General features: G+C 74.4%; 17 protein-coding genes and 2 pseudogenes. 11 read left to right on the top strand and 8 right to left on the bottom strand.

Annotated features, from left to right (window positions below):
- Positions 1–196: 196 nt before the first annotated feature.
- The 6 genes from C8054_RS30520 (at position 197) to C8054_RS30495 (ending at position 7,619) form a co-directional block, all read left to right on the top strand.
- Positions 197–3,583 (top strand): error-prone DNA polymerase, encoded by a 3,387-nt coding sequence (locus tag C8054_RS30520; protein ID WP_107162620.1) that lies wholly within the window; start codon positions 197–199, stop codon positions 3,581–3,583.
- 98 nt (positions 3,584–3,681) lie between these two features.
- Positions 3,682–3,861: a hypothetical protein gene (locus C8054_RS30515; protein WP_107162619.1), complete on the top strand. Its 180-nt coding sequence runs from the start codon at positions 3,682–3,684 to the stop codon at positions 3,859–3,861.
- Positions 3,862–3,878: 17 nt separating this feature from the next.
- Positions 3,879–4,610 carry a methyltransferase domain-containing protein gene (locus C8054_RS30510; protein ID WP_107162618.1) on the top strand — a complete coding sequence of 244 codons (732 nt, stop codon included), beginning with the start codon at positions 3,879–3,881 and terminating at the stop codon, positions 4,608–4,610.
- On the top strand, positions 4,607–5,770 hold the full coding sequence (locus C8054_RS30505; RefSeq protein WP_107162617.1) for an alkaline phosphatase family protein: 1,164 nt from the start codon (positions 4,607–4,609) through the stop codon (positions 5,768–5,770). The genes C8054_RS30510 and C8054_RS30505 overlap by 4 nt, the downstream gene beginning before the upstream one ends.
- Before the next feature lie 72 nt (positions 5,771–5,842).
- A complete protein-coding gene (locus C8054_RS30500; RefSeq protein WP_107162616.1) occupies positions 5,843–7,105 on the top strand; it encodes a DNA polymerase IV in 1,263 nt (420 codons plus the stop codon).
- 115 nt (positions 7,106–7,220) lie between these two features.
- A complete protein-coding gene (locus C8054_RS30495) occupies positions 7,221–7,619 on the top strand; it encodes a DUF3040 domain-containing protein (protein ID WP_107162615.1) in 399 nt (132 codons plus the stop codon).
- A 178-nt stretch (positions 7,620–7,797) separates the two neighbouring features.
- Here the strand turns inward: C8054_RS30495 and C8054_RS30490 are convergent, their stop codons facing one another.
- The 3 genes from C8054_RS30490 to C8054_RS30480 are packed head-to-tail and all read right to left on the bottom strand — an operon-like array spanning position 7,798 to position 12,644.
- Positions 7,798–10,263, bottom strand: coding sequence for a DUF3488 and transglutaminase-like domain-containing protein (locus tag C8054_RS30490; protein ID WP_107162614.1), 2,466 nt, complete (start codon positions 10,261–10,263; stop codon positions 7,798–7,800).
- Positions 10,264–10,279: 16 nt separating this feature from the next.
- Positions 10,280–11,578, bottom strand: a complete 1,299-nt coding sequence (locus C8054_RS30485; RefSeq protein WP_107162613.1) for a DUF58 domain-containing protein — start codon at positions 11,576–11,578, stop codon at positions 10,280–10,282.
- Between the two features lies 1 nt (position 11,579).
- Positions 11,580–12,644 carry a MoxR family ATPase gene (locus C8054_RS30480; protein WP_107162612.1) on the bottom strand — a complete coding sequence of 355 codons (1,065 nt, stop codon included), beginning with the start codon at positions 12,642–12,644 and terminating at the stop codon, positions 11,580–11,582.
- A 349-nt stretch (positions 12,645–12,993) separates the two neighbouring features.
- Here C8054_RS30480 and leuS point away from each other — a divergent pair, with 349 nt between their 5' ends.
- The gene (leuS, locus tag C8054_RS30475) at positions 12,994–15,834 is read left to right on the top strand and encodes a leucine--tRNA ligase (protein WP_107162611.1); all 2,841 of its coding nucleotides are present in this window, start codon (positions 12,994–12,996) and stop codon (positions 15,832–15,834) included.
- A 216-nt stretch (positions 15,835–16,050) separates the two neighbouring features.
- On the opposite strand, the gene C8054_RS30470 is transcribed toward leuS, so the two are convergent.
- From C8054_RS30470 to C8054_RS30455, 4 genes are read right to left on the bottom strand one after another with little or no spacing between them, the layout of a single operon-like run.
- Positions 16,051–16,812 carry a phosphotransferase gene (locus tag C8054_RS30470; RefSeq protein ID WP_107162610.1) on the bottom strand — a complete coding sequence of 254 codons (762 nt, stop codon included), beginning with the start codon at positions 16,810–16,812 and terminating at the stop codon, positions 16,051–16,053.
- A 1-nt stretch (position 16,813) separates the two neighbouring features.
- A complete protein-coding gene (locus C8054_RS30465) occupies positions 16,814–17,530 on the bottom strand; it encodes a TVP38/TMEM64 family protein (RefSeq protein WP_107162609.1) in 717 nt (238 codons plus the stop codon).
- Positions 17,527–18,249: a type 1 glutamine amidotransferase gene (locus C8054_RS30460; protein ID WP_107162608.1), complete on the bottom strand. Its 723-nt coding sequence runs from the start codon at positions 18,247–18,249 to the stop codon at positions 17,527–17,529. Before C8054_RS30460 ends, C8054_RS30465 begins: the two co-directional genes overlap by 4 nt.
- Complete coding sequence (locus tag C8054_RS30455; protein WP_107162628.1) at positions 18,239–19,486, bottom strand: MurT ligase domain-containing protein; 1,248 nt, start codon at positions 19,484–19,486, stop codon at positions 18,239–18,241. The genes C8054_RS30460 and C8054_RS30455 overlap by 11 nt, the downstream gene beginning before the upstream one ends.
- A gap of 356 nt (positions 19,487–19,842) precedes the next feature.
- Between C8054_RS30455 and mraZ the strand changes: the two genes are divergently transcribed.
- The 4 genes and pseudogenes from mraZ to C8054_RS30435 form a co-directional block, all read left to right on the top strand.
- On the top strand, positions 19,843–20,274 hold the full coding sequence (gene mraZ / locus C8054_RS30450) for a division/cell wall cluster transcriptional repressor MraZ (protein WP_091060154.1): 432 nt from the start codon (positions 19,843–19,845) through the stop codon (positions 20,272–20,274).
- Between the two features lie 204 nt (positions 20,275–20,478).
- The gene (gene rsmH, locus C8054_RS30445) at positions 20,479–21,537 is read left to right on the top strand and encodes a 16S rRNA (cytosine(1402)-N(4))-methyltransferase RsmH (protein WP_107162627.1); all 1,059 of its coding nucleotides are present in this window, start codon (positions 20,479–20,481) and stop codon (positions 21,535–21,537) included.
- Positions 21,534–22,118 (top strand): hypothetical protein, encoded by a 585-nt coding sequence (locus C8054_RS30440; protein ID WP_107162607.1) that lies wholly within the window; start codon positions 21,534–21,536, stop codon positions 22,116–22,118. Before rsmH ends, C8054_RS30440 begins: the two co-directional genes overlap by 4 nt.
- Before the next feature lie 3 nt (positions 22,119–22,121).
- Positions 22,122–22,307: pseudogene (locus C8054_RS30435) on the top strand (hypothetical protein); the annotation flags it as partial.
- Positions 22,308–22,312: 5 nt separating this feature from the next.
- Here the strand turns inward: C8054_RS30435 and C8054_RS30430 are convergent.
- A pseudogene (locus C8054_RS30430) lies at positions 22,313–22,438 on the bottom strand (hypothetical protein); the annotation flags it as partial.

Genomic DNA, 22,438 nt, shown 5'->3' with positions numbered 1-22,438 from the left:
CGGCTGCTGCCGTGCCTGCCGTCGCTGTCGCCCTGGCGGCTGCTCCCGCTGTCGCCGTGACTCGTCCGTGCCATCAAGTTCGTAGGCAATCGTGGGTCGGCCTTCGGGTCGGCACGGGAGATCTTGGAAGACGCCGGCCCTCCGGGGGGCCGGCGTCTTCCAAGATCTCGGCAGGCAGCGGGCGAGGGAGCGTGGGGTGAGCTTCCACAACCCGAAGATGCCCTGGACGGCGCTGGAGCGGGTGCTCTCCGGGCGGGCGAACGGTGAGGATGCCCGGGGCGAGCGGCACCTGCACGTGGTAGACCCGCTCGCGGTCGACGCCGACGGCGGTGACGGCCCGGCCTGGAGCCGCAGCCGTGCGGAGTACCGGCCGCCGGAGCTGACCCGCCCGGACGGCATGGTGCCCTACGCCGAGCTGCACGCGCACTCCAACTTCAGTTTCCTCGACGGCGCCAGCCATCCCGAGGAGATGGCCGAGGAGGCGGCCCGGCTGGGGCTCACCGCGCTCGCCGTCACCGACCACGACGGCTTCTACGGCGTGGTGCGCTTCGCCGAGGCGGCCCGCGCGCTGCGGCTGCCGACGATCTTCGGGGCGGAGCTGTCGCTCGGGCTGCCCGGCCCGCAGAACGGCGAACCCGACCCGCTCGGTCGGCACCTGCTGGTGCTCGCGCACGGCCACGAGGGGTACGCGCGCCTCGCCGCCACCATCTCCCGGGCCCAGTTGCGCGGCGGGGAGAAGGGCCGCCCGGTCTACGGCGAGCTGGAACAGATCGCCGCCGAGTTGAGGGACCACGTGCTGGTGCTCACCGGCTGCCGCAAGGGGCACGTGCCGGCCGCGCTGCTCACCGACGGGGTCGACGCGGCGGCCCGGGAACTGGACCGGCTGACCGCGTTGTTCGGCGCGGAGACGGTGGCGGTGGAGCTGACCGACCACGGCCACCCGGTCGACGCCGACCGCAACGACGCGCTGGCCGAGCTGGCCGCCGCCGCCGGGCTGCCCACCGTGGCCACCAACAACGTGCACTACGCCACGCCGGGGCGACGTCGGCTGGCCACCACCCTGGCGGCGGTCCGGGCCCGGCGCAGCCTCGACGAGATCGACGGTTGGCTGCCCGCCGCGGCCACCGCCCACCTGCGCAGCGGCGCGGAGATGGCGACGCGGTTCGCCGCGTACCCGGGGGCGGTGGCGCGGGCCGCCGAGTTCGGCGCGGAACTCGCGTTCGACCTGCACCTGGTCGCGCCGCACCTGCCGGCGTACCCGGTGCCGGCCGGGCACACGGAGATGAGCTGGCTGCGGCGGCTGACCATGGACGGCGCCCGGGAGCGCTACGGCCCGCCCGAGGCGCACCCGGAGGCTTACGCGCAGCTGGAGCACGAGCTGCGGATGATCGACGAGCTGGGCTTCCCCGGCTACTTCCTGGTGGTCTACGACATCGTCACGTTCTGCCGGCAGCAGGACATCTACTGCCAGGGGCGGGGCTCGGCGGCCAACTCGGCGGTCTGCTACGCCCTGCGCATCACCAACGTGGACGCGGTCCGGCACCGGCTGCTGTTCGAGCGGTTCCTCGCCCCGGAACGGGACGGCCCGCCCGACATCGACGTGGACATCGAGTCCGACCGGCGGGAGGAGGTGATCCAGCACGTCTACGCCCGCTACGGTCGGGAGCACACCGCCCAGGTCGCCAACGTCATCTCGTACCGGCCCCGGTCGGCGGTGCGGGACGTGGCGAAGGCGTTCGGCTTCTCACCCGGCCAGCAGGACGCCTGGAGCAAGCAGATCGACAGGTGGGGCTCGGTCGCCGCGGTCGACGTGGCGGACATTCCCGACCAGGTGGTCGCGTACGCGAACGAGTTGGCCGGCGGCTCGGGGAGGTGGGCGGGGTTCCCCCGGCACCTGGGCATCCACTCCGGCGGCATGGTCATCTGCGACCGGCCGGTGATCGAGGTGTGCCCGGTGGAGTGGGGCCGGATGCCCGGCCGCAGCGTGCTCCAGTGGGACAAGGACGACTGCGCCGCGGTCGGCCTGGTCAAGTTCGACCTGCTCGGCCTCGGCATGCTGTCCGCGCTGCACTACGGCTACGACATGATCGGGATGAGCCTGGACCTGGGCGGGATGACGCTCGACGACCCCGAGGTCTACGACATGCTCTGCCGGGCCGACTCGGTCGGCGTGTTCCAGGTGGAGAGCCGGGCCCAGATGGCCACGCTGCCCCGGCTCAAGCCCCGCGAGTTCTACGACCTGGTGGTGGAGGTGGCGCTGATCCGGCCCGGCCCGATCCAGGGCGGCTCGGTGCACCCGTACATCCGGCGCAAGAACGGCCAGGAGCCGGTCACGTACGCGCACCCGCTGATGCGCAACGCGTTGGAGAAGACGCTCGGTGTGCCGCTGTTCCAGGAGCAGCTCATGCAGCTCGCCATCGATCTGGCCGGCTTCGACGCGGCCGGCGCGGACCAGTTGCGCCGGGCCATGGGCGCGAAACGCTCGGTGGAGCGGATGGCCCGGATCGCCGACCGGCTCTACGCCGGGATGGCCGAGCGGGGCATCACCGGTGAGCTGGCCGACGACGTCTACCGCAAGCTCACCGCGTTCGCCAGCTACGGCTTCCCGGAGAGCCACGCGATGAGCTTCGCGTACCTGGTCTACGCCAGCTCGTGGCTGAAGCGCTACCACCCGGGCCCGTTCCTGGCCGCGCTGCTCAACGCGCAGCCGATGGGCTTCTACTCGCCGCAGACGCTGGCCGACGACGCCCGCCGGCACGGGGTGGAGGTGCGCCGGCCGGACATCAACGCCAGCGGTGCCAAGGCGGTGCTGGAGTCCACGCCGGAGACCCGGTGGGGGAGCCTGCCGGGGGAGCCGCCGCACGCCTGGGGTCTGGGCGGCCCGGCGGTCCGGCTGGGGCTGGGCAGCGTCCGTACCCTCGGCGACGACGCGGCCGAGCGGATCGAGGCGGAGCGGGCCGCGCACGGGTCGTACCGGGACATGCCGGACCTTGCCCGGCGGACCGGTCTGACCGCCGCGCAGCTGGAGGCGCTGGCCACCGCGGACGCGTTCGCCTGCTTCGGGCTGACCCGGCGGCAGGCGCTCTGGGCCGCCGGCGCGGCGGCCCAGGACCGGCCCGGTCGGCTGCCCGGCACGGTGACCGGCGCGGACCCGCCCACGCTGCCCGGCATGGCGGCGGTGGACCGGCTGGTCGCCGACGTCTGGGCCACCGGCCTGTCCCCGGAGAGCCACCCGGCCCGGTTCATCCGGGGCCGGCTGGACGCGTTGGGCGCGGTGCCGATCGCCCGCCTCGGCCAGGTGCCGCCCGGGCAGCGGATCCGGGTCGGCGGAATCGTCACCCACCGGCAACGGCCGGCGACCGCCGGCGGGGTCACGTTCCTCAACCTGGAGGACGAGACCGGCATGCTCAACGTCACGTGTTCGCCGGGGCTGTGGCAGCGCTACCGTCGAATCGCCCGCACCAGCGGCGCGCTGGTGGTGCGGGGCCGGTTGCAGCGGCACGAGGGCGTCACGAACCTCACCGCGGACCGGCTGGACGCGATCGAGCCGCCCGTCACGCCGGCGTCCCGGGATTTCCGTTGACCGCAGTGATCCACATTACGGTTTCCCGGGGCCGGACACGGGAGACTCCCGGACACGGGTGGGCAGAGCGGCCCACCCGGGTATGGGGGATGAACCAGATGACCTTTCACAGCACGTACCCCGGTGGCGTGGCCAACGTCCGACGGACCCGGCTCGGCGCCGGGTGGGCGCCCACCCACGAGATCGAGCCGCGCGAGCACCAGGTGACCGACGGCCCGGTGGCCAACGCCCAGCGCTCCCGCGCCGAGGAGGACCCGGCCGGCGGCGGCGAGTCCTGACCCCTAGGCTCGGCGGGGTGGAGCAGACCCGAACCCTCACTCCCCGCACCGCCGTGATCTGGTCGGTGCTCCGGGCCGAGCTGAGCCGGCGGGCCGACGAACGGCTCGCCGTGCTCGACGTCGGCGGCGGGACCGGCGGCTTCGCCGTCCCGCTCGCCGAGGCCGGCCACCGGGTCACCGTGGTCGACGCCAGCCCTGACGCGCTCGCCGCGCTGACCCGCCGGGCCGCCGAGGCCGGGGTCGCCGATCGGGTACGCGCGACGCAGGGCGACGCCGACGCGCTCGCCGGGTTGGTCGAACCGGCCTCGGTGGACCTGGTGCTCTGCCACTCCGTCCTGGAGGTGGTCGACGACCCGCAGCCGGTGACGGCGGCGCTGGTCGCCGCGCTGCGTCCCGGCGGCGCGGCCAGCGTGCTGGTCGCCGCGCGGGCCGCCGCGGTGCTCGGCCGGGCGATGAACGGGCAGCTCGACGCCGCCGCCGCGCTCGCCGCCGACCCGGACGGCACCGCCGGGGGCCGGGACACGCTGCGCCGCCGCTACGACGCCGACGGCGCGACCGCGCTGCTCACCGCCGCCGGGCTCGTCGTCGAGGAGATCCACGGCGTACGCGTGCTCGCCGACCTGTTGCCGGCCGCCGTGGCCGACGGTCAGCCGGCCGCCCTGGTGGAGTTGGAACGGGCCCTGGCCGGTCGGTCGCCGTACCGGGACCTGGCCGCCCAACTGCACCTGTTCGCCCGCCGCCCGGCATGACCGGCCCGGTCCCGGCCCCACTGGACCGGGTCGCGCCCCGTTACGACGGCGGCTGCCTGGTCGACGTGCTGCCCAGCGCGTTGTCGCTGTTCGGCGTGCCCGGCGCGGTCGACCGGCTCGACCTGACGCCCCGGCTCGCCGGGGTCCGCCGGCTCGCCGTGCTGCTCGTCGACGGCCTCGGCTGGCACCAGATCCCCACCGCCGCCCGGTACGCGCCGACGCTGGCCGGGCTGGCCGCCACCACCGGCACGCCGCTCACCGTGGGTTTCCCCTCCACCACCCCGACCAGCCTGGTCGGCCTCGGCACCGGCGCCCCGTCGGGCGCGCACGGCGTGCTCGGCTTCACGGTCCGGGTGCCCGGCACCGACCGGGTGCTGACCCACGTCGACTGGGCCGGCGACCCCGACCCGGTCCGCTGGCAACCGGTCCCCACCTGGTACGAGCGGGCCCGCGCCGCCGGCGTGGCGGTGACCGTGGTGAGTCGCCCCGAGTTCGCCGGCAGTGGCCTGACGCTGGCCGCCAACCGGGGCGGCGACTACCGGGGCGCGGCCGGGATCGACGCGCTCGCCGCCCGGATGCTCACCGCGCTGGCTGCCGGCGCAGGGCCCACGCTGGTCTCCGGCTACCACCCCGACCTGGACCGGCACGGGCACCTCAGCGGCGTCGACTCCGGGCCCTGGCGGACGGCGGCCACCGAGGTGGACGCGCTGCTGGCCCGCCTGCTGGACGGGTTGCCGCCGGACGCCGCGCTGCTGGTCACCGCCGACCACGGCCAGCTCGACATTCCCGTCGGGCACCGGATCGACCTGGACGCCGATCCCCGGCTACGGGCCGGGGTGCGGGTGGTGGCCGGCGAGCCCCGGGTCCGTTACCTGCACGTCGAGCCGGGCGCCGAGGCCGACGTGGTGGCCGCCTGGCGTGGGGTGCTGGGCGGGGCGGCCGACGTGCTGACCCGGGCGGAGGCGGTGGCCACCGGCTGGTTCGGGCCGGTGCCGGAGGCGCACCTGGCCCGGATCGGTGACGTGGTGGTGGTCTGCCGGGACACGTACGCGGTGGTCGCCACCCGGTCCGAGCCGCCGATGGTGTCGCGGCTGGTGGCGTACCACGGCGCGGACACCGCCGCGGAGATGACCGTCCCGCTGTTGGTGGTCCGGGGCTGACCGGTCCGGCCGCGCCCGGCCGGACGGGGCTGACCGGTGGGGTTGTCGGACCGGCGGGCTAGCCTGCGGGGCATGGGCCGCAGCCAGTCGTTGCCCCGGGGCGGCGGTGACCCGCGCTTCGGGCCGGACGCCGACGATACCGGCTGTTCCATCCTGCACGTCGACATGGACGCGTTCTTCGCCTCGGTGGAGGTGCGTCGCCGCCCCGAGCTGCGTGGCCGGCCGGTGGTGGTGGGCGGCGTCGGGCCACGCGGCGTGGTCAGCTCCGCCAGCTACGAGGCCCGGGAGTTCGGGGTCCGCAGCGCGATGCCCACCGCCCGGGCCCGGGCGCTCTGTCCGGGCGCGGTCTACCTGCCGCCCGACTTCACCGCCTACTCGGCCGCGTCCCGGGCGGTCATGCAGATCTTCCGGGACGTCACCCCGCTGGTCGAGCCGCTCTCCCTGGACGAGGCGTTCCTCGACGTGGCAGGTGCCCGCCGGCTGTTCGGGCGACCGGCGGCCATCGCCGCGCTGATCCGTCGCCGGGTGGCCGACGAGCAGCGGCTGACCTGCTCGGTCGGGGTGGGGCCGACGAAGTTCGTGGCCAAGCTGGGCTCCACCCGGGCCAAGCCGGACGGCCTGCTCGTGGTGCCCGCCGACCGGGTGCTGGACTTCCTGCACCCGCTGCCGGTGTCGGCGCTGTGGGGCGTGGGGGAACGCTCGGCGGAGGCGTTGCGCCGGCTCGGCCTGCGTACGGTGCGCGACCTGGCGGAGGCGCCGACCGGTCTGCTGCGCCGGGCGGTGGGCGAGGCGTCCGCGACGCACCTGCACGAGCTGGCCCGGGGGCGGGACCCGCGCGGAGTCTCCCCGGAGCAGGTGGAGAAGTCGATCGGGGCGGAGGTCACGTTCGACACCGACGTCACCGACCCGGTCGAGATCCGGCGCGCGCTGCTCGCCCTGGCCGAGAAGGCGGGCGCCCGGCTGCGGGCCGCCGGTCAGGTGGGTCGCACGGTGTCACTGAAGGTCCGGTTCGCCGATTTCCGCACGATCAGTCGTTCCCGCACGCTCGGCGTGCCGACCGATACCGCACGGGAGATGTTCGACACGGCCTGGGCGCTCTGGCTCGCGCTCGCCCCTGGCGAGGCGGTTCGCCTGGTCGGCGTACGGATGGAGGGGTTGGCCGCGGCGGAGGAGACGCCGCAGCAGCTCACCCTGGGTGCGCCGGAGCGGGGGTGGCGGGAGGCGGAAGCGGCGGCGGACGCGGCGGCCGCCCGTTTCGGGCGGTCCGTCATAGGTCCGGCCAGTCTTCTCGGCCGGCGCGATCCACGACAAGTCGAAAAACCGACCCGGCCGTAGGTCGTCCCGCTTTCCGACGCGCGAGCCCCCTCGTAGACTTGCGGGTAAGCAGCCGGTTGGCTGCCACGGTCTGTCGGCCCGACCGGGCCGACCAACGTGACCGGGGAGGAGTGCCGTGCCGCTCTCGGAGCACGAGCAGCGGCTGTTCGAGCAGATCGAGCGGTCGCTTGCCGAGGATCCCAAGTTCGCCTCGGCCGTGCGCGCCAGCGACCCGCGTTTCCACGCGCGGCGTCGCGTGCTCGTCGCTGCCGGCGTGGTCGTCGCTGGTCTGGCACTGTTGATCTACGGTGCCGTGATCAAGATTCCTGCGGTGGCCGTGGCGGGCTTCGTCGTCATGCTGGCCTCGTTGGGCTACGCGGTGCAGTCGCACCGCCGGTCCCAGTCGCCCGACCTGCACGTGGTGGGCGGCACAACGACAAGTCGGCGTCGTCCCCGTGGCCGCAGTGGCCGCCGGGGCTCCTTCCTCGATCGGATGGAGGACCGCTGGCGGCAGCGCCCGGAGGGCCACCGCTGACCACGCCCCGCCCCTGACCCGGGCGGGGCCGCCACGGACGCTTGCCGGCGGGTGCCGGCAGGCGCATTCGCCGCGCCACCCCACCCCGTGCAGTTGTTCCCCTGATTCACGGAAAGAGTGGTTATCCGGGCCCGGATAACCACTCTTTCCGTGAATCGGCGAGGGGGAGGGGAGGGGGTCAGCGGGCGGGGCGGTTGGCCAGCAGGCGACGTGGGTTCCAGCGCAGCATCCGCTGCCGGGCCTGCCCGGTGACGGTGACCAGGCGGGCCGATCGCTCGGCCAGGGCGTTCTGCCACCGCGCCAGCACCGACGGCGGCAGCACCGCCGCCAGCAGTCGGGTCCGCCGGTCCGCCCGGGCGGCGAGCGCCCCCCGGACCGTCCGCAGGGCCGGCTGCAACTCGGCGTCGGTCAGCGGGTCGCGAGCGTACCGGGCCCGCTCCTCGGCCCGACCCAGCAGCCGTACCCCGGTCACCGCGCCGGCGTCCTCGACCAGGGCCTCCCGGCTCAACCGCTCGGCAGTGGCCCGCGGCGTCTCCGTGCCGTCCACCGGCACATGGAAGTCGACAAGCGTGTCGAGCAGTTCGTCCCAGGCGGCGTGCGCGTCGGCGCGGGCCACCTCGGCGTCCACCCCGACCACCATCTCGGGGCCGCGGCCCCGCTGCCCGGGCACGGCCACCGCGGTGGCCGCCGGCAGGGTCGCCCGGACCCGCCGCCGACGACGCAGCGCGGAGCGGCGCAGGGCCGGCACGGCCAGCAGCGCCAGCAGCGCGAGCGCCCCGGCCAGCCACCACGGCCAGACCCGGTCCTGCCGGGCCGGCCCGTTGTCGCCGACCGCCAGGCCCTGGTCGGCGTCCTTGTCCAGGCGGTCCGGCTCGTTCGGGCCGGCCGACGGGTCGGTCGCGTCGGGCGCGGCGCTGCTGCCCGGCGCGGGGGTGACCTCCTCCGGGGCGTCGGTGTCCGGGGCCCAGGCCGACCGCACCGAACCCGGGATGCTCGCCGCCGGGGTGGCGTCGAACGGCACCCAGCCGATCCCGCCGAAGTAGACCTCGGTCCAGGCGTGCAGGTTCTGGTTGGTCAGCACGTAGGAGCCGTCGCCGCCGTTGCTGCCGTTGGTGAACCCCACCGCCACCCGGGCCGGTACGCCGGCCGCCCGCACCAGCCAGGCCATGGCTGCCGCGTACTGCTGGCAGTAGCCGACCTTGGTGGCCAGGAAGTCGGTGATGTCGTCCCCGCTGCTGCCGGCGCGGGTGGAGAGCGCGTAGGTGAACCCGTTCTCCACCGAGAAGTAGTCGTAGACCGCCCGGACCTTGTCGTAGTCGGTCTGCCGGCCCTTCACCAGTCGTTCGACCAGCCGGTCGACGGCCGGGACCGACGGGGTGACGGTCTGCTGGCGCAGCACCGCGCTGTCCGACGGCAGGGACGGCGCGGCGCGCAGCGCCGCCGGGCTGAACGTCGACCGCACGTAGTCGAAGGAGTAGCGCTTGCCGCGGGCGTTGTCCCGGCTGGAGAAGACGATCTGCTGCTGCGGGTCGTAGCGCCAGTTGCCGGCCAGGTCATCGGTCTTCACCGGCTCGGCGTAGACCGGCATCAGTGGCATGTTCAGGTTCTTCGTCACCTCGACGGTGGCGCGGTAGCGCTGCTGCTCGACCCCGCGGGGCGCGCGCTCGGCCGGGTCGGGCAGGCCGCGGGTGACCGGCTGCCCGCTGGGCACGCGCGCCTGGAATCCACTCGGCCGCAGATCGTCCACCACGCCGAGGCGCAGGTAGAACGGGTTCGGCTCGTTGGTGGTGACCTTGACGAGGTCGAACCGTTCGCTCTGGTTGAGCTGCCCGCTGAGCGCGGCGAACAGGTCGATCCGGCCCGTGCTGCCGCCCTGGCCTGGCCGCCCGTTGCCGTCGCCGGGGCCGGTGCCGAGGTTGTTCATCAGGCCGCCGGTCATCCCGGGCACGGCCAGCGGCAGCGCCACCGCCACCACCACCCCGACCACGGCCAGCCGACGGCCGGCCGCGGCCAGCGGGGACGCCTCCCAGACGTCGACGTCGCGGCCCTCGCCGGTGAACCGGCGACCGAACCGGCGCACCCGGTCGACGTTGTCGGTGACCAGCAGCCACAGGTAACCGGCGGCGCCCACCACGAACGGGGTGGCCGGGACGCTGTCCACGTAGACCGCCACCGGCACCGAGTAGATGGCCAGCATCGGCAGCCCGGCCAGCGCCGGCCGGCGCAGCCCGACCGCGAGCACGTCCACCACCACGGCCACCGCGCCGATGCCGAGCACGGCGAGGAAGAGCAGCGAGTCGACGTCGGGCACCTTGACGCCGTAGCCGCGCATGTCCTGCAACGAGGTCTGGAGCAGGTCGCCGAAGTGGGCGAACGTGGCCGGGGTCGGCACGAACGCGAACGCCTCGGTTTCGCCCGGGAAGACCCACGTCAGGCCCAGCGTCAGGCCGGCCAGCATGGCCAGCAGCTGGCCCCAGAGCGGGGCCCGCCCCAGCCGGGCCAGCGTCGCCGCGCCGGCCACCACAGCGACCACGATGGCCGCCTGGACCAGCCACGTCCAGCGCTCGAAGATCGCGGACAGCGGGGCCGCCGCCAGCAGCGTCGCCGCCGCGGCGACGAAGCCGATGTTGCGATGCGGGATCACCGAACCATCCTTCCGGTCATCGCATGCCTCCGGCGACGGTCTCGGCCAGCGCCGCCCGCAGGGCGAAGCCCTGGGAGCCGCGCCCGGCCTGCGGCCACAGCGCCGGCAGTCGGTTGCCGTGCTCCACCCCGATCACCCGCCAGCCGCTCTGCAGCAGGGCGAGCGCGGCACTGTCGTGGGCCCGCTCCGCCTCGGCCCGTGCCTTCGGCGCCAGGTTCAGCCAGGTGTTGCTGTCGAGCAGGAACGCCACGCAGGTGGCGCCGTTGCCACGCAGCCCGGCCAGCAGCTCCGCCTCGGCGTCGCCGAGCGTGCCGAGCAGCGCGATGATCAGGCCGCCGTCGGCCCGCTGCCGGACCTGCTGCACCAGCGTGGTGATCTCGCCGCGTCGGTCGAGGTGCACCTCGGCGAGGTGGTCGAGGAGCACCCCCTCGCCGCCGGCCTCGGTGGCGCCCACGTCGGCGCCGTTGCCGGTGACCAGGCGCAGCTTGTAGCCGGCCTGGCGCAGGTGCACGGCGATGCTGGCGGCGGCCGAGACGGCCCACTCGAAGCTGGCCGTCGGCCCCTCGCCGCGGTGCCCGGCGGCGCGGGTGTCCAGCACCACCGTCGCCCGGCTCTCCCAGGGCTGCTCCTCGCGGCGCACCATCAACTCGCCGGTGCGCGCGGTCGACTTCCAGTGCACCCGGCGCAGGTCGTCGCCCATCCGGTACTCCCGGGTGGCGGCGTCGTCCTCGCCGTGCACGGCCACCGAGCGGGCCCGGCTGTCGCCGCTGCCGGCGTACTCGCCGGGCAGCCGTACCGCGGGCAGCGGGGTGACCTGGGGGATCACCGTGAGGTGGTCGGTGCTGGGGAACGAGCGGGTCAGCTCGCACAGCCCGAACGGGTCGGTCAGCCGGATCACCAGCGGGCCCACGTCGTAGCGGCCCCGCACGTCGGCCCGGACCGTGTACGCCACGGAGCTGGCCTGGTGCGCGCCGAGCCGTTCCAGCACCACCCGGGGCCGGCTGCCCAGCGCGTAGGGGAGCCGATCCTCCAGCAGCAGCGTGCCGGTGGGCAGCCGGGACAGGTTCTGCAACCGCAGCACCACCCGGGAGCTGGCGCCCACCGGCGCCCGGTGCGGATCGAGCGTGCGGTTGCAGGCCAGCTTGTAGCGGCTGCGGCCGACGTACGCGGCGGCCAGCAGCGGCAGGACGGCGAGCAGGACGGCCACCCGGAGCAGGTCCTTCTCACCGAGGATGGCGGCGGAGAGCGCGGCGGCGACCGCGGCCGCGAGGAAGGATCGCCCGCGGGTGGTCAGCCCGCGCAGCCCGTCGCGCACGTCACGGCCTCCGCGGCTCGTACGGCCCCCGGCCGTTGCCGTTGCCGGTGTTACCGCCGGGCCGGGTGTCGTACGGGGAACGCTGCCGGTCGTGCGGCAACGGCAGGCGGTGCACCAGCTCGGCGACGATCGCGTCGGTGGTGCGCCGGGCCAGTTGCGCGTCAGCGGTCGGGATGATCCGGTGTGCCAGCACCGGCACCGCGAGGGCCTGGAGGTCGTCCGGCAGGACGTAGTCGCGGCCCTCCAGCGCGGCCACCGCGCGGGCGGTGCGCAGCAGTTGCAGCGTGGCCCGCGGGGACGCGCCGAGTCGCAGGTCGGGCGCCTCTCGGGTGGCGGTCACCAGGGCGATCGCGTACTGCTTGACGGCGTCGGCGACGTGCACCTGGCGGACGTGGCCGATCAGCCGCCGCACGGTGGCCGCGTCGGAGACCGGGCGCAGGCCGGACAGCGGGTCGGTGGCGCCGTGTCCGTCCAGCATGGCCAGCTCGGCGTTCGGGTCCGGGTACCCCATCGCGATGCGGGCGGTGAACCGGTCCCGCTGCGCCTCGGGCAGCGGGTAGGTGCCCTCCATCTCGATCGGGTTCTGCGTCGCGATCACCATGAACGGCGTCTGGAGCTGGTAGGTCACCCCGTCGACCGTGACCTGCCGCTCCTCCATGCACTCCAGCAGGGCCGACTGGGTCTTCGGCGACGCCCGGTTGATCTCGTCGCCGACCACCAGGTTGGCGAAGACCGCGCCGGGGCGGAACTCGAAGTCGTGGGTCTCCTGGTTGTAGACGCTGACGCCGGTGACGTCGCTGGGCAGGAGATCGGGGGTGAACTGGATCCGGCGGACCGAGCAGTCGATGGAGCGGGCCAACGCCTTGGCCAGCTTGGTCTTGCCGACGCCGGGAACGTCCTCGATGAGCAGGTGGCCCTCGGCGAGCAGCACCGCCAGGGCGAGCCGGACGGTGGCCGTCTTGCCCTCGATGACCTGCTCGATGTTGGCCACGACGGCCTCACTGGCGGCACGGAACTCGTCGTGCGGCAGCAGACCGCCCACCTCGTCCCAGGTCTGTTGTGTCACGGGCCTCCTCCTCGTCGCCGGAACGGCAGCTCTGTATAGAGCACCTGGACCCGCCGTTGGGTTCGCGACGCCGAGCCTCGTCTGCCGCACGCATCTCACTGGCCTCTCAGGCTAACCATGTTTGCCGGGAACGCCGACTCCCGCAGGTGGTCGGTCGGTTACGCCCGGAATATTCGCCGGACGAGGGACCGGGGTAGACTGCGACCCATGGCCGGAGTCTTCCTGCTTCTTACCGAGCCGTGCTGATGCGCTGAACGCGCGACAGCACGGCCGCCCCTCCTGCGCGAGGGGCTTTTTTGTGCCCGCAGCAGACCTCCACCATCCGATGAGACCGCGCCGAGGAGACGCCATGAGTGAGGCAGCCGCACCGGCCACCGACATTCCCCCGTTCCGATACACCGCCGCCCTGGCCGAGGAGATCGAACACCGCTGGCAGGACACCTGGGAACGGGAGGGCACCTTCCACGCCCCGAATCCGACCGGCCCGCTGGCCGACCCGGGGCACCCTCGAGCCGGCGCCGAGAAGCTGTACGTGCTGGACATGTTCCCGTACCCGTCGGGCGCGGGCCTGCACGTCGGCCACCCGCTGGGCTACATCGGCACCGACTGCTACGCCCGCTACCAGCGGATGGCCGGCCACAACGTGCTGCACGCGATGGGCTTCGACGCGTTCGGCCTGCCGGCCGAGCAGTACGCGGTGCAGACCGGCACCCACCCGCGGACCACCACGCTGGCCAACATCGAGCGGTACAAGGCGCAGCTGCGCCGGCTGGGGCTGGGCCACGACGAGCGGCGCTCGGTCACCACCATCGACACCGAGTTCTACCGCTGGACGCAGTGGATCTTCCTGCAGGTCTACAACTCCTGGTACGACGCGGACGCGCGCCGGGCCCGCCCGGTGGCCGAGCTGATCGCCGAGTTCTCCGGCGGCGCCCGGCCCACCCCGGACGGCCGCCCCTGGGCTGAGCTGACCGTGGCCGAGCGCCGCCGCGTCGTCGACGACCACCGGCTGGCGTACGTCTCGGAGGCGCCGGTGAACTGGTGCCCCGGGCTGGGCACCGTGCTGGCCAACGAGGAGGTCACCGCCGACGGTCGCTCCGAGCGGGGCAACTTCCCGGTCTTCAAGCGCAACCTGAAGCAGTGGATGATGCGGATCACCGCGTACGGCGACCGGCTGCTGGACGACCTGGACACGCTGGACTGGCCCGAGCCGATCAAGCTGATGCAGCGCAACTGGATCGGCCGGTCCACCGGCGCGCACATCGACTTCCCGACCGACGCCGCCGCGGTGCGGGTGTTCACGACCCGGCCGGACACCATCTTCGGCGCCACCTACCTGGTGCTGGCGCCTGAGCACGAGCTGGTCGACGCGCTGGTGCCGGCGGCCTGGCCGGCGGGGACCCGGGACGCCTGGACCGGCGGGCACGCGGGCCCGCGCGAGGCGGTCGAGGCGTACCGCAAGGCCGCCGCCGCCAAGACGGACATGGAGCGGCAGGCTGACAACCGGGAGAAGACGGGCGTCTTCACCGGCGCCTACGCCGACCACCCGGTCACCGGCGCGCCGGTGCCGATCTTCATCGCCGACTACGTGCTGGCCGGCTACGGCACCGGCGCGATCATGGCGGTGCCCGCCGAGGACGAGCGGGACCACGCGTTCGCCGAGGTCTTCGAGCTGCCCGTGGTGCGTACCGTGCAGCCGCCGGAGGGGTTCACCGGCGGGGCGTACACCGGGGACGGGCCGCGGATCAACAGCGCCGCGCCCGCGGCCGGCCTGGACCTGAACGGCCTGGGGCTGGCCGACGCGAAGGCCCGGGCCATCGGCTGGCTGGAGGCCGAGGGGCGCGGCGTCGGCGCGACCACCTGGCGGCTGCGGGACTGGCTGTTCTCCCGGCAGCGCTACTGGGGCGAGCCGTTCCCGATCGTGTACGACGAGACCGGCGCGCCGATCGCGCTGCCGGAGTCGATGCTGCCGGTCGAGCTGCCCGAGGTGGACGACTTCTCGCCGAAGACGTTCGACCCGGAGGACGCCGCCAGCAACCCGGAGACCCCGCTGTCGCGGCGGCGCGACTGGGTCGAGGTGGAGCTGGACCTGGGTGACGGGCCGAAGCGGTACACCCGGGAGACCAACGTGATGCCGCAGTGGGCGGGCTCCTGCTGGTACGAGCTGCGCTACGTGGACCCGACCGCCGCCGACCGCTTCGCCGAGCCGGAGAACGAGGCGTACTGGATGGGCCCGCAGCGGCCCGGCGACTGCGGGGGAACCGACCTGTACGTCGGCGGCGCCGAGCACGCCGTGCTGCACCTGCTGTACTCCCGTTTCTGGCACAAGGTGCTGTTCGACCTGGGGCACGTCTCCTCGTTCGAGCCGTACCGCCGGCTGTTCAACCAGGGCTACATCCAGGCGTACGCGTTCACCGACCCGCGCGGCGCGTACGTGCCGGCCGAGGAGGTCGTCGAGGTCGACGGCCGGTGGTTCCACGGCGAGACGGAGGTCCGGCGCGAGTACGGCAAGATGGGCAAGTCGCTGCGGAACGTGGTCACCCCGGACGACATGTGCGCGGCGTACGGCGCCGACACGTTCCGGGTGTACGAGATGTCGATGGGCCCGCTGGAGGTGTCCCGTCCGTGGGAGACCCGGGCGGTGGTCGGCTCGTACCGGTTCCTGCAGCGGGTCTGGCGCACGGTGGTCGACGAGGGGACCGGCGCGTCGCGGGTCACCGACGCGCCCGCCGACGAGGCGACCCGGCGGCTGCTGCACAAGGTGATCGACGGGGTCCGCGTCGACATGGACGCGATCCGGTTCAACACCGCGATCGCCAAGCTGATCGAGCTGACCAACGGCCTGACGAGGCTGGCGGAGACGCCGCGCGAGGTGGCCGAGCCGCTGGTGCTGATGGTCGCCCCGTTCGCCCCGCACATCGCCGAGGAGCTGTGGCGCCGGCTGGGCCACGACACCTCGCTGACGTACGCGGACTTCCCGGTGGCCGACCCGGCCCTGCTGGTGGCCGAGTCGGTGACCTACCCGGTGCAGGTCAACGGCAAGGTCCGCGGCCGGGTCGAGGTGCCGGCCGACGCGCCCGAGGACGTGGTCCGCGCGACCGCGCTGGAGGCGGTCGCCGGCGTGCTGGCCGGCAAGGAGCCGCGCAAGGTGATCGTGGTGAAGGGCCGGATGGTCTCGGTCGTCGCCTGACCCGAGGTCGGGGTCGTCGCTGGTCCCTCGCCGGGGGACCGGAGAGGTGACTCCGTGGGGCCTACGAGCTTGATGGCGTGGATGACTCGCCGGCAGGACACGCCGGGAGCCCGCGTGGCTGAGCCACCTACGCCATCAAGTTCGTAGGCACTCCCGGGCGGAGGCCGCACCGGGGGCGTGTCGCCACGAGACCCGGGCCGCGGGGGCAGGCGGCGGTCAGGTGGTGCCGAGCGCCGCGGAGACCGCCCTACGGTGCCGGCGCAGCCAGGCGTGCCAGCCGCGTACCGTCTCGACCGCGCCGGCGGCGCGCAACCGGCGCATGCCGGGCTCGTCCCGGTCGGCGCCGGCGTCGATCCCGCGCCAGGTGGCCTCGATCTGGCCGAGCATCACGCCGACCAGCCCGGCGCGGGGGAGCAGCCCGCCGGCCGGGCCCTCGTAGGCGTCGCAGAGCAGCCGGCAGCGACGGCCCAGCTCGGCCGGGTCGGCGTCGCCGCCGAGCGTGCCCCAGTGCCAGCCGGCGAACGCCACGTCGTCGATGCGCCGACCCGGACCGGCGAGGTCCCAGTCCAGCAGCGCCACCGGCACCGGACCGGCCGGTCCGCCCCGGTACACCGTGTTCTTCGGGGACAGGTCCCGGTGGCAGACCGTCTCCGCGCCGCCGGCCAGCCCGGTGCCGGCGCAGGCGTCGTGCAGCGCCCGGATCAGCCCGGCCAGCCCGGTCAGCGCCGCGTCGGCGAAGAAGGCCGGCTCCTCCCGGTCGCGCCACGGGACCACCCCGTCGATGTGGGAGAGCACCTGCCGGCCCTGTTCGTCCACCCCGAGGTACGCGGGCGCGATCCCGGGCGCGGTCGACGCCAGGTGACCCAGCAGCGCGGCGACGAAGTCGGCGTTGGCGGGCCTGGTCCGGCGGACCGTGTCCCCGACCCGGACCACCTCGGCGATGAACCCGCCGGGCAGCGTCTCCCCGGTGTCGGCCACGTCAGCTCGGACCGAGTCGGCGTTGTCGCTCGGCCCGCCACCAGCGATGAATGATCAGCACGCTGGCGATCAAACCGAGGCTGGCCGGCGCGGCGGCGTACCAGTTGATCGAACCGGGGCTGGTCACCGCCGCGCCGATCGCGGCGTAGCCGACGGCGGTCGGGGCGGAGGCGATCACGCTGCCGGCCAGGAACGGCAGCACCCGGGCCGCGGTGGTGCCGTAGCCGTAGCTGACCAGCCCGAAGCCGGCAATCGGCAGCAGCCGGACGGTGATCACCCCGAACACGCTCTGCCGGGCGAACCAGCCGTCCAGCCGGGCCAGCCGGCCGCGGACCCGCTCGGCCACGAAGTCCCGGCCCAGCAGCCGGCCGACCGCGAAGCCGAGCGCCGCCGCGAGCAGCGCCGCGCCGAGCGCGTACGCGGCGCCCTGCACCGGCCCGAAGATCGCGCCCGAGGCCAACGTGACGAACGTCCGGGGCACCAGCGCGACCAGCAGCAGCGCACCGCCGACCACGGCCGCGACCGGGGCGTACCCGCCGAGCGAATCGGCGAGCCGGGGCAGGTCGGCCGCGTCCGGCCGGGGCACCAGCAGCAGTGTGACGCCGAACCCGGCGAGCAGCAGGAGCAGCAGCCCGAACCGGCGCGCCGACGGCTGCCCCAGCAGCCCGACGAGGCGGCGGACCGCCGGTCGCCGCCCCGGCCGGGCGGCCCCGGTCATGCCCGGGCGGCGGCGGCCACCGCGGCGCGGCGCTCGGACCGGAGCCGGTCGGCCCAGGTGTCGTCGAGCGGGGGGAGCTGGTGGATGCCGGTCGCCCAGCGCAGCAGCAGGTCGGCCAGGTCCGGGTTGCGGGCCAGCGCCGGGCCGTGCGAATAGGTGCCGAGCAGCTTGCCCCGCCACGCGCCCTCGGTGGCGCCGTCGTTGCCGACCCCGGTGGTCACCCGGGCCAGCGGCGACACGCCCGGACCGAGGTGGGTGCGGCCACCGTGGTTCTCGAAGCCGGTCAGGTGCGGGATGCCCAGCCGCGGGTCGACCTCGCCGGCCAGCTCGCCGACCGCCCGGGTCGGACCCCGGTCGGAGGAGAGGTCGAGCAGCTCCAGCCCCTGGCAGCGGGTGCCCTTGGCGAAGAACGAGGTGCCGAGCAGTTGGTAGCCGGCGCAGACGCCGAACACCACCGAGCCCTGGGCCACCGCCCGGTGCAGGCCGCCGTCGGCGAGCAGGCGCTGGGCGCCCAACGCCTGCGGGCCGTCCTCCCCGCCGCCGATCAGGTAGATGTCGGCGGTGGCGGGCAGCCGCTGGTCGGAGCGGACCTCCAGCACCTCGACCGGCATGCCGCGCAGCTGGGCCCGGCGGGCCAGGATCAGCGCGTTGCCCCGGTCGCCGTAGGTGGACAGCAGGTCGGGATAGACCCAGACGATGCGCAGGCTCTCAGTTGACACGGTCCAGCTCCGCTCGGATGTCCTGGAAGGCGGTGTAGTTGGCGATGACCTCCAGCCGGCCCGGCGGCACCGCGCGGACCGCCTCGTCGAACGTGCGCACGTGCCGGAACGGCACGCCGTTGACGTCGAGGCGCACCGCGAGGTCGTACGCCCGGTCGCCGGTGATCAGCACCTGCCGGCCGGCCAGCGGGGCGAAGTCGACGTCGAACAGCCACGACGTGTCCAGCCCGTCGGGGTCGCGCGCGTTGATGGAGAGCAGGGTCGGCGCGACGTCGGCCATGTCGAACGCCTCCAGCCAGCTCGCCGGGTTCTTGGCCAGCAGCAGCCGGATGTTGCGCCCGTCCCGGTCGACCTGGGCGTAGCGGCCGGCCACCGAGGTGACCGAGCCGAGCCGGGAGACCGCGTCCACCGGGCGGACGCCGAACTCGGCGGCGACCGCCAGCGCGGTGGCCGCGTTGCCGAGGTTGACCTTGCCGGGGAGCTGGAGCTGGATCTTGTGCCAGGCGCCGGTGGGGTCGAGCACGCCGTCGTCCTCCACCGTCCACTGCGGCTCGGGGCGGCGCAGCGGGCAACCGGTGCACCACCACTGCCCGCCGGAGCGCTGGATGGTGGAGCCGCACTCGGGGCAGACCCACGAGTCGTCGTGCCAGCGCTGGCCGGCGCTGAACCAGGTGACGTGCGGCGGCACGTGACCCTGGGCCGGGTCGGCCGGCGGGGTGGCGGCCCAGACCACCATCGGGTCGTCGGCGTTGGCCACCACCCGCACGTCGGGGTGCCGGACCAGGGCGGCGCGCCAGAGCTGCGCCATCATGGCGACCTCCTTGGCGCGGTCGAGCTGGTCGCGGGAGAGGTTGAGCAGCGCCACCACGTGCGGCTCGGTCGCCTCCAGCACCTGGGCCAGGTAGTGCTCGTCCACCTCCAGCACCGCGTACGGCGTGCTGCCGGCCTTGGCCAGCGCCGACGTGTGCCCGGTCGGCATGTTGGCGCCGAAGGCGTTGGAGGCGACCCGACCGAGCACGCCGACCGCGGCGGTGGTGAGCCGGGTGGTGGTGGTCTTGCCGTTGGTGCCGGACACCAGGGCGATGGCCCGCCCGGCCGAGAGGTGGGCGAGCAGGTCAGGGTCGATCTTGAGGCCGATCCAGCCGCCGATCACCGAGCCGTCGCCACGGCCCGCGGCCCGCGACAGCGCCGCGGCGGTGCGCGACACGGAGCTGGCCACCTTTGCCCGCAAGGGCATCTTCGCGTCCGTCACCCGAGCGAGGTTACCGGACCATGCTTCCCGCCAGATCGCCGCCGACGGCGAACCGTTCGGCCGGGGACGGCCCGGCGGACGGCCGGAGCGCGCTCGGCCGGACGGGGACGGTCCGATGTCGGGTAACGGACCCCCGCCGGGGGTGGCCACCCCCTCCACTCGGCCCCACCCGCGTTGACGTGCGGTTTTGCGCGCGGAAACGCCGCGCCGACCAGGCGATTCTGGTTGCAGGTGGAGGGAAGTGGAGTAGAGTGGGGCGCGATGGTGAGGCCGGGAGGGCCACACCGGCCCGGGGGGTCAGCGGCGCCGCGAACGCCGCTCAGGGCGAGGGGGTTGGGCCGATGTTCCTCGGCACCCACACCCCGCGCCTGGACGACAAAGGCCGGTTGATCCTGCCGGCCAAGTTCCGGGACGAGCTGGCGGGGGGTGTCGTGATCACCAAAGGGCAGGAGCGCTGCCTCTACGTCTTCCCGATGCCCGAGTTCCAGCGGATCGCCGACCAGTTGCGCGCGCAGCCGATGACCAGCAAGGCGGCCCGGGCCTACAGCCGGGTCTTCTTCGCCAGCGCGCACGACGAGGTGCCGGACAAGCAGGGGCGGGTCACGATTCCCGGGCACCTGCGGTCGTACGCGGCCCTCGACCGGGAGCTGGTCGTGATCGGGGCGAGCACCCGGGTGGAGATCTGGGACAGGGCGGCCTGGGAGGCCTACCTCGCGGAGAGCGAAGACGACTTCGCCGACATCGAGGAGGGGGTGCTGCCCGGCGGTCTGTAGGGCGTGACGGCGCCCGACGTACTGCGAGATCTCCAGCCGCTTTCGAGTTCCTGGCACCCCTTCCCCGGTGCCAGGCGCACGATCCGAGACGGAGGGCCGCGGCCTCCGGCGGGCGGGAGCGGATGGGGATCTGGCGGTATGGCGAGGCGTCGTGGCGACGACGGACACGTGCACACAGACGGTTTTCGAACGGTGGGGGTCGACATGGGGGAGCTTCGCGGCACGCACGTGCCGGTGCTGCTCGAGCGGTGTCTCGAGCTGCTGGCCCCCGCGCTGGACCGCCCCGGCCGGACCGTCCACGTCGACGCCACGCTCGGCCTGGCCGGGCACGCCGAGGCGGTGCTCACGGCACACCCGGACACGGTCCTGATCGGCCTGGACCGGGACACCGAGGCGCTCGCCCACGCGCGGGTCCGCCTGGCCCGGTTCGCCGACCGGATCCACCTGGAGCACGCCGTCTACGACGAGCTGCCCGAGGTGCTCGACCGGCTCGGCTACCCGGCGATCGACAGCGCGCTGTTCGATCTCGGCGTCTCGTCCCTGCAACTCGACGCGCCCGACCGCGGGTTCGCGTACGCGCAGGACGCGCCGCTGGACATGCGGATGGACCAGACCCGGGGAGTGACCGCCGAGGAGGTGGTCAACACCTACTCCCACCCGGATCTGGCCCGGCTGCTGCGGGTGTACGGCGAGGAGAAGTTCGCCGGGAAGGTCGCCTCGGCGATCATCCGGGAGCGGGAGCGGTCCCGGATCACGTCGTCGGCCCGGTTGGCCGAGCTGGTGCGGGACGCGATCCCGGCGCCGGCCCGACGAACCGGCGGACACCCGGCAAAGAGAACGTTTCAGGCTTTACGGATCGAGGTAAACAGAGAACTGGCGGCGCTGGAGACGGCGCTGCCGGCCGCTCTGGACAAGCTCACCGTGGGCGGCCGCCTGGTGGTCCTGTCCTACCACTCGCTGGAGGACCGGCTCACCAAGCAGGCGCTCGCCGACCGGGTCCGCAGCAAGGGCCCGGTCGACCTTCCGGTCGAACTGCCCGGGTCGGGTCCGACGTTCCGGCTGCTGAGCCGGGGTGCGGAGCTGCCCGGGGAGGCCGAGGTGGCCGCGAACTCGCGGGCCGCCTCGGTGCGGCTGCGGGCCGCGGAACGGCTCGATCCGGAGGCGACCCGGCAGGGGCGTACCGACCGCGAACGGTACCGCCGCCGGGTGAAGGCGATGCACCAACCGGGGAACGGGACGGACGAGGAGGGGGAGGGGACATGAACGTCGAGAAGCGCGACGGCCGGGGGGCCGTCGGGCAGCGCGCACCGCGGTCGGGGGGCCGGACCACGGCGCGCACCATGCGAGACACCGCGACGACCGCGGCCGACCGGCGGGAGGGGACCCGCGCCCGGGGGGCGCGCGAGTACCCGACCGAGGGCAGCGCCGCGCTGCGGCCGGCCGAGCGCCCCCGGGTCGCCCCGCCGGCGGCGCCGCGGCTGCGGGTCGCCCCGCCGCCGCCGATCCGGGTGCCGCGGGCGCCCTTCGTCGGGCTGATCCTGGTGCTCGTGGTCGGCGGGGTGCTCGGCATCCTGGCAGTCAACACCAAGATCAACGAGAACGCCTTCCGGCTGGAGAAGCTCCAGCAGCAGCAGGCCAAGCTCGACGTGGACGAGCAGGAGCTGAAGAAGGAGATCGCCGAGCAGAAGGCGCCGGGCAACCTCACCGCCAACGCCCGCAAGCTGGGCCTGGTCGAGTCGGCGGACCCGGCCTACATCCGGCTGCCGGACGGGCGGACGATCGGCGTGCCGCACCCCGCCGAGGGTGCGCCCACCGGCGTCGGCCAGCAGGGCAACGGAGGCTGATCGGTGCCGCCGAGATCGGACGAACCGCGCCGGGACCCCACGGGCTCCCGGCGCGGCTCGTCGCGTGGGGCCGAGCCGCGTGAGCCGGGCGTCGGCGGGATCTCCGACGCGCGGGCGTACACCCCGCGCGGCCGGACCATCCGCGAGGGCGGCGCGGAACAGCGGCGTACCCCCCGCAGCACCCGGTCCGGTGCGTAGATCGACCACACCGCGCCCGAGGTGTTGAACCGCTTCCAGAACAGGCTGTAGAGGATCGCCGGCAGGTTGCCGGAGGCGGCCACCGCGAACGCCAACGCGACCAGGAACGCCACGTTGAGGTT

Source organism: Micromonospora sp. RP3T, from assembly GCF_003027925.1.
Lineage (GTDB): Bacteria > Actinomycetota > Actinomycetes > Mycobacteriales > Micromonosporaceae > Micromonospora.
Note: the sequence above shows the minus strand (reverse complement) of the source record. Positions and strands in the feature narration are given on the sequence as shown.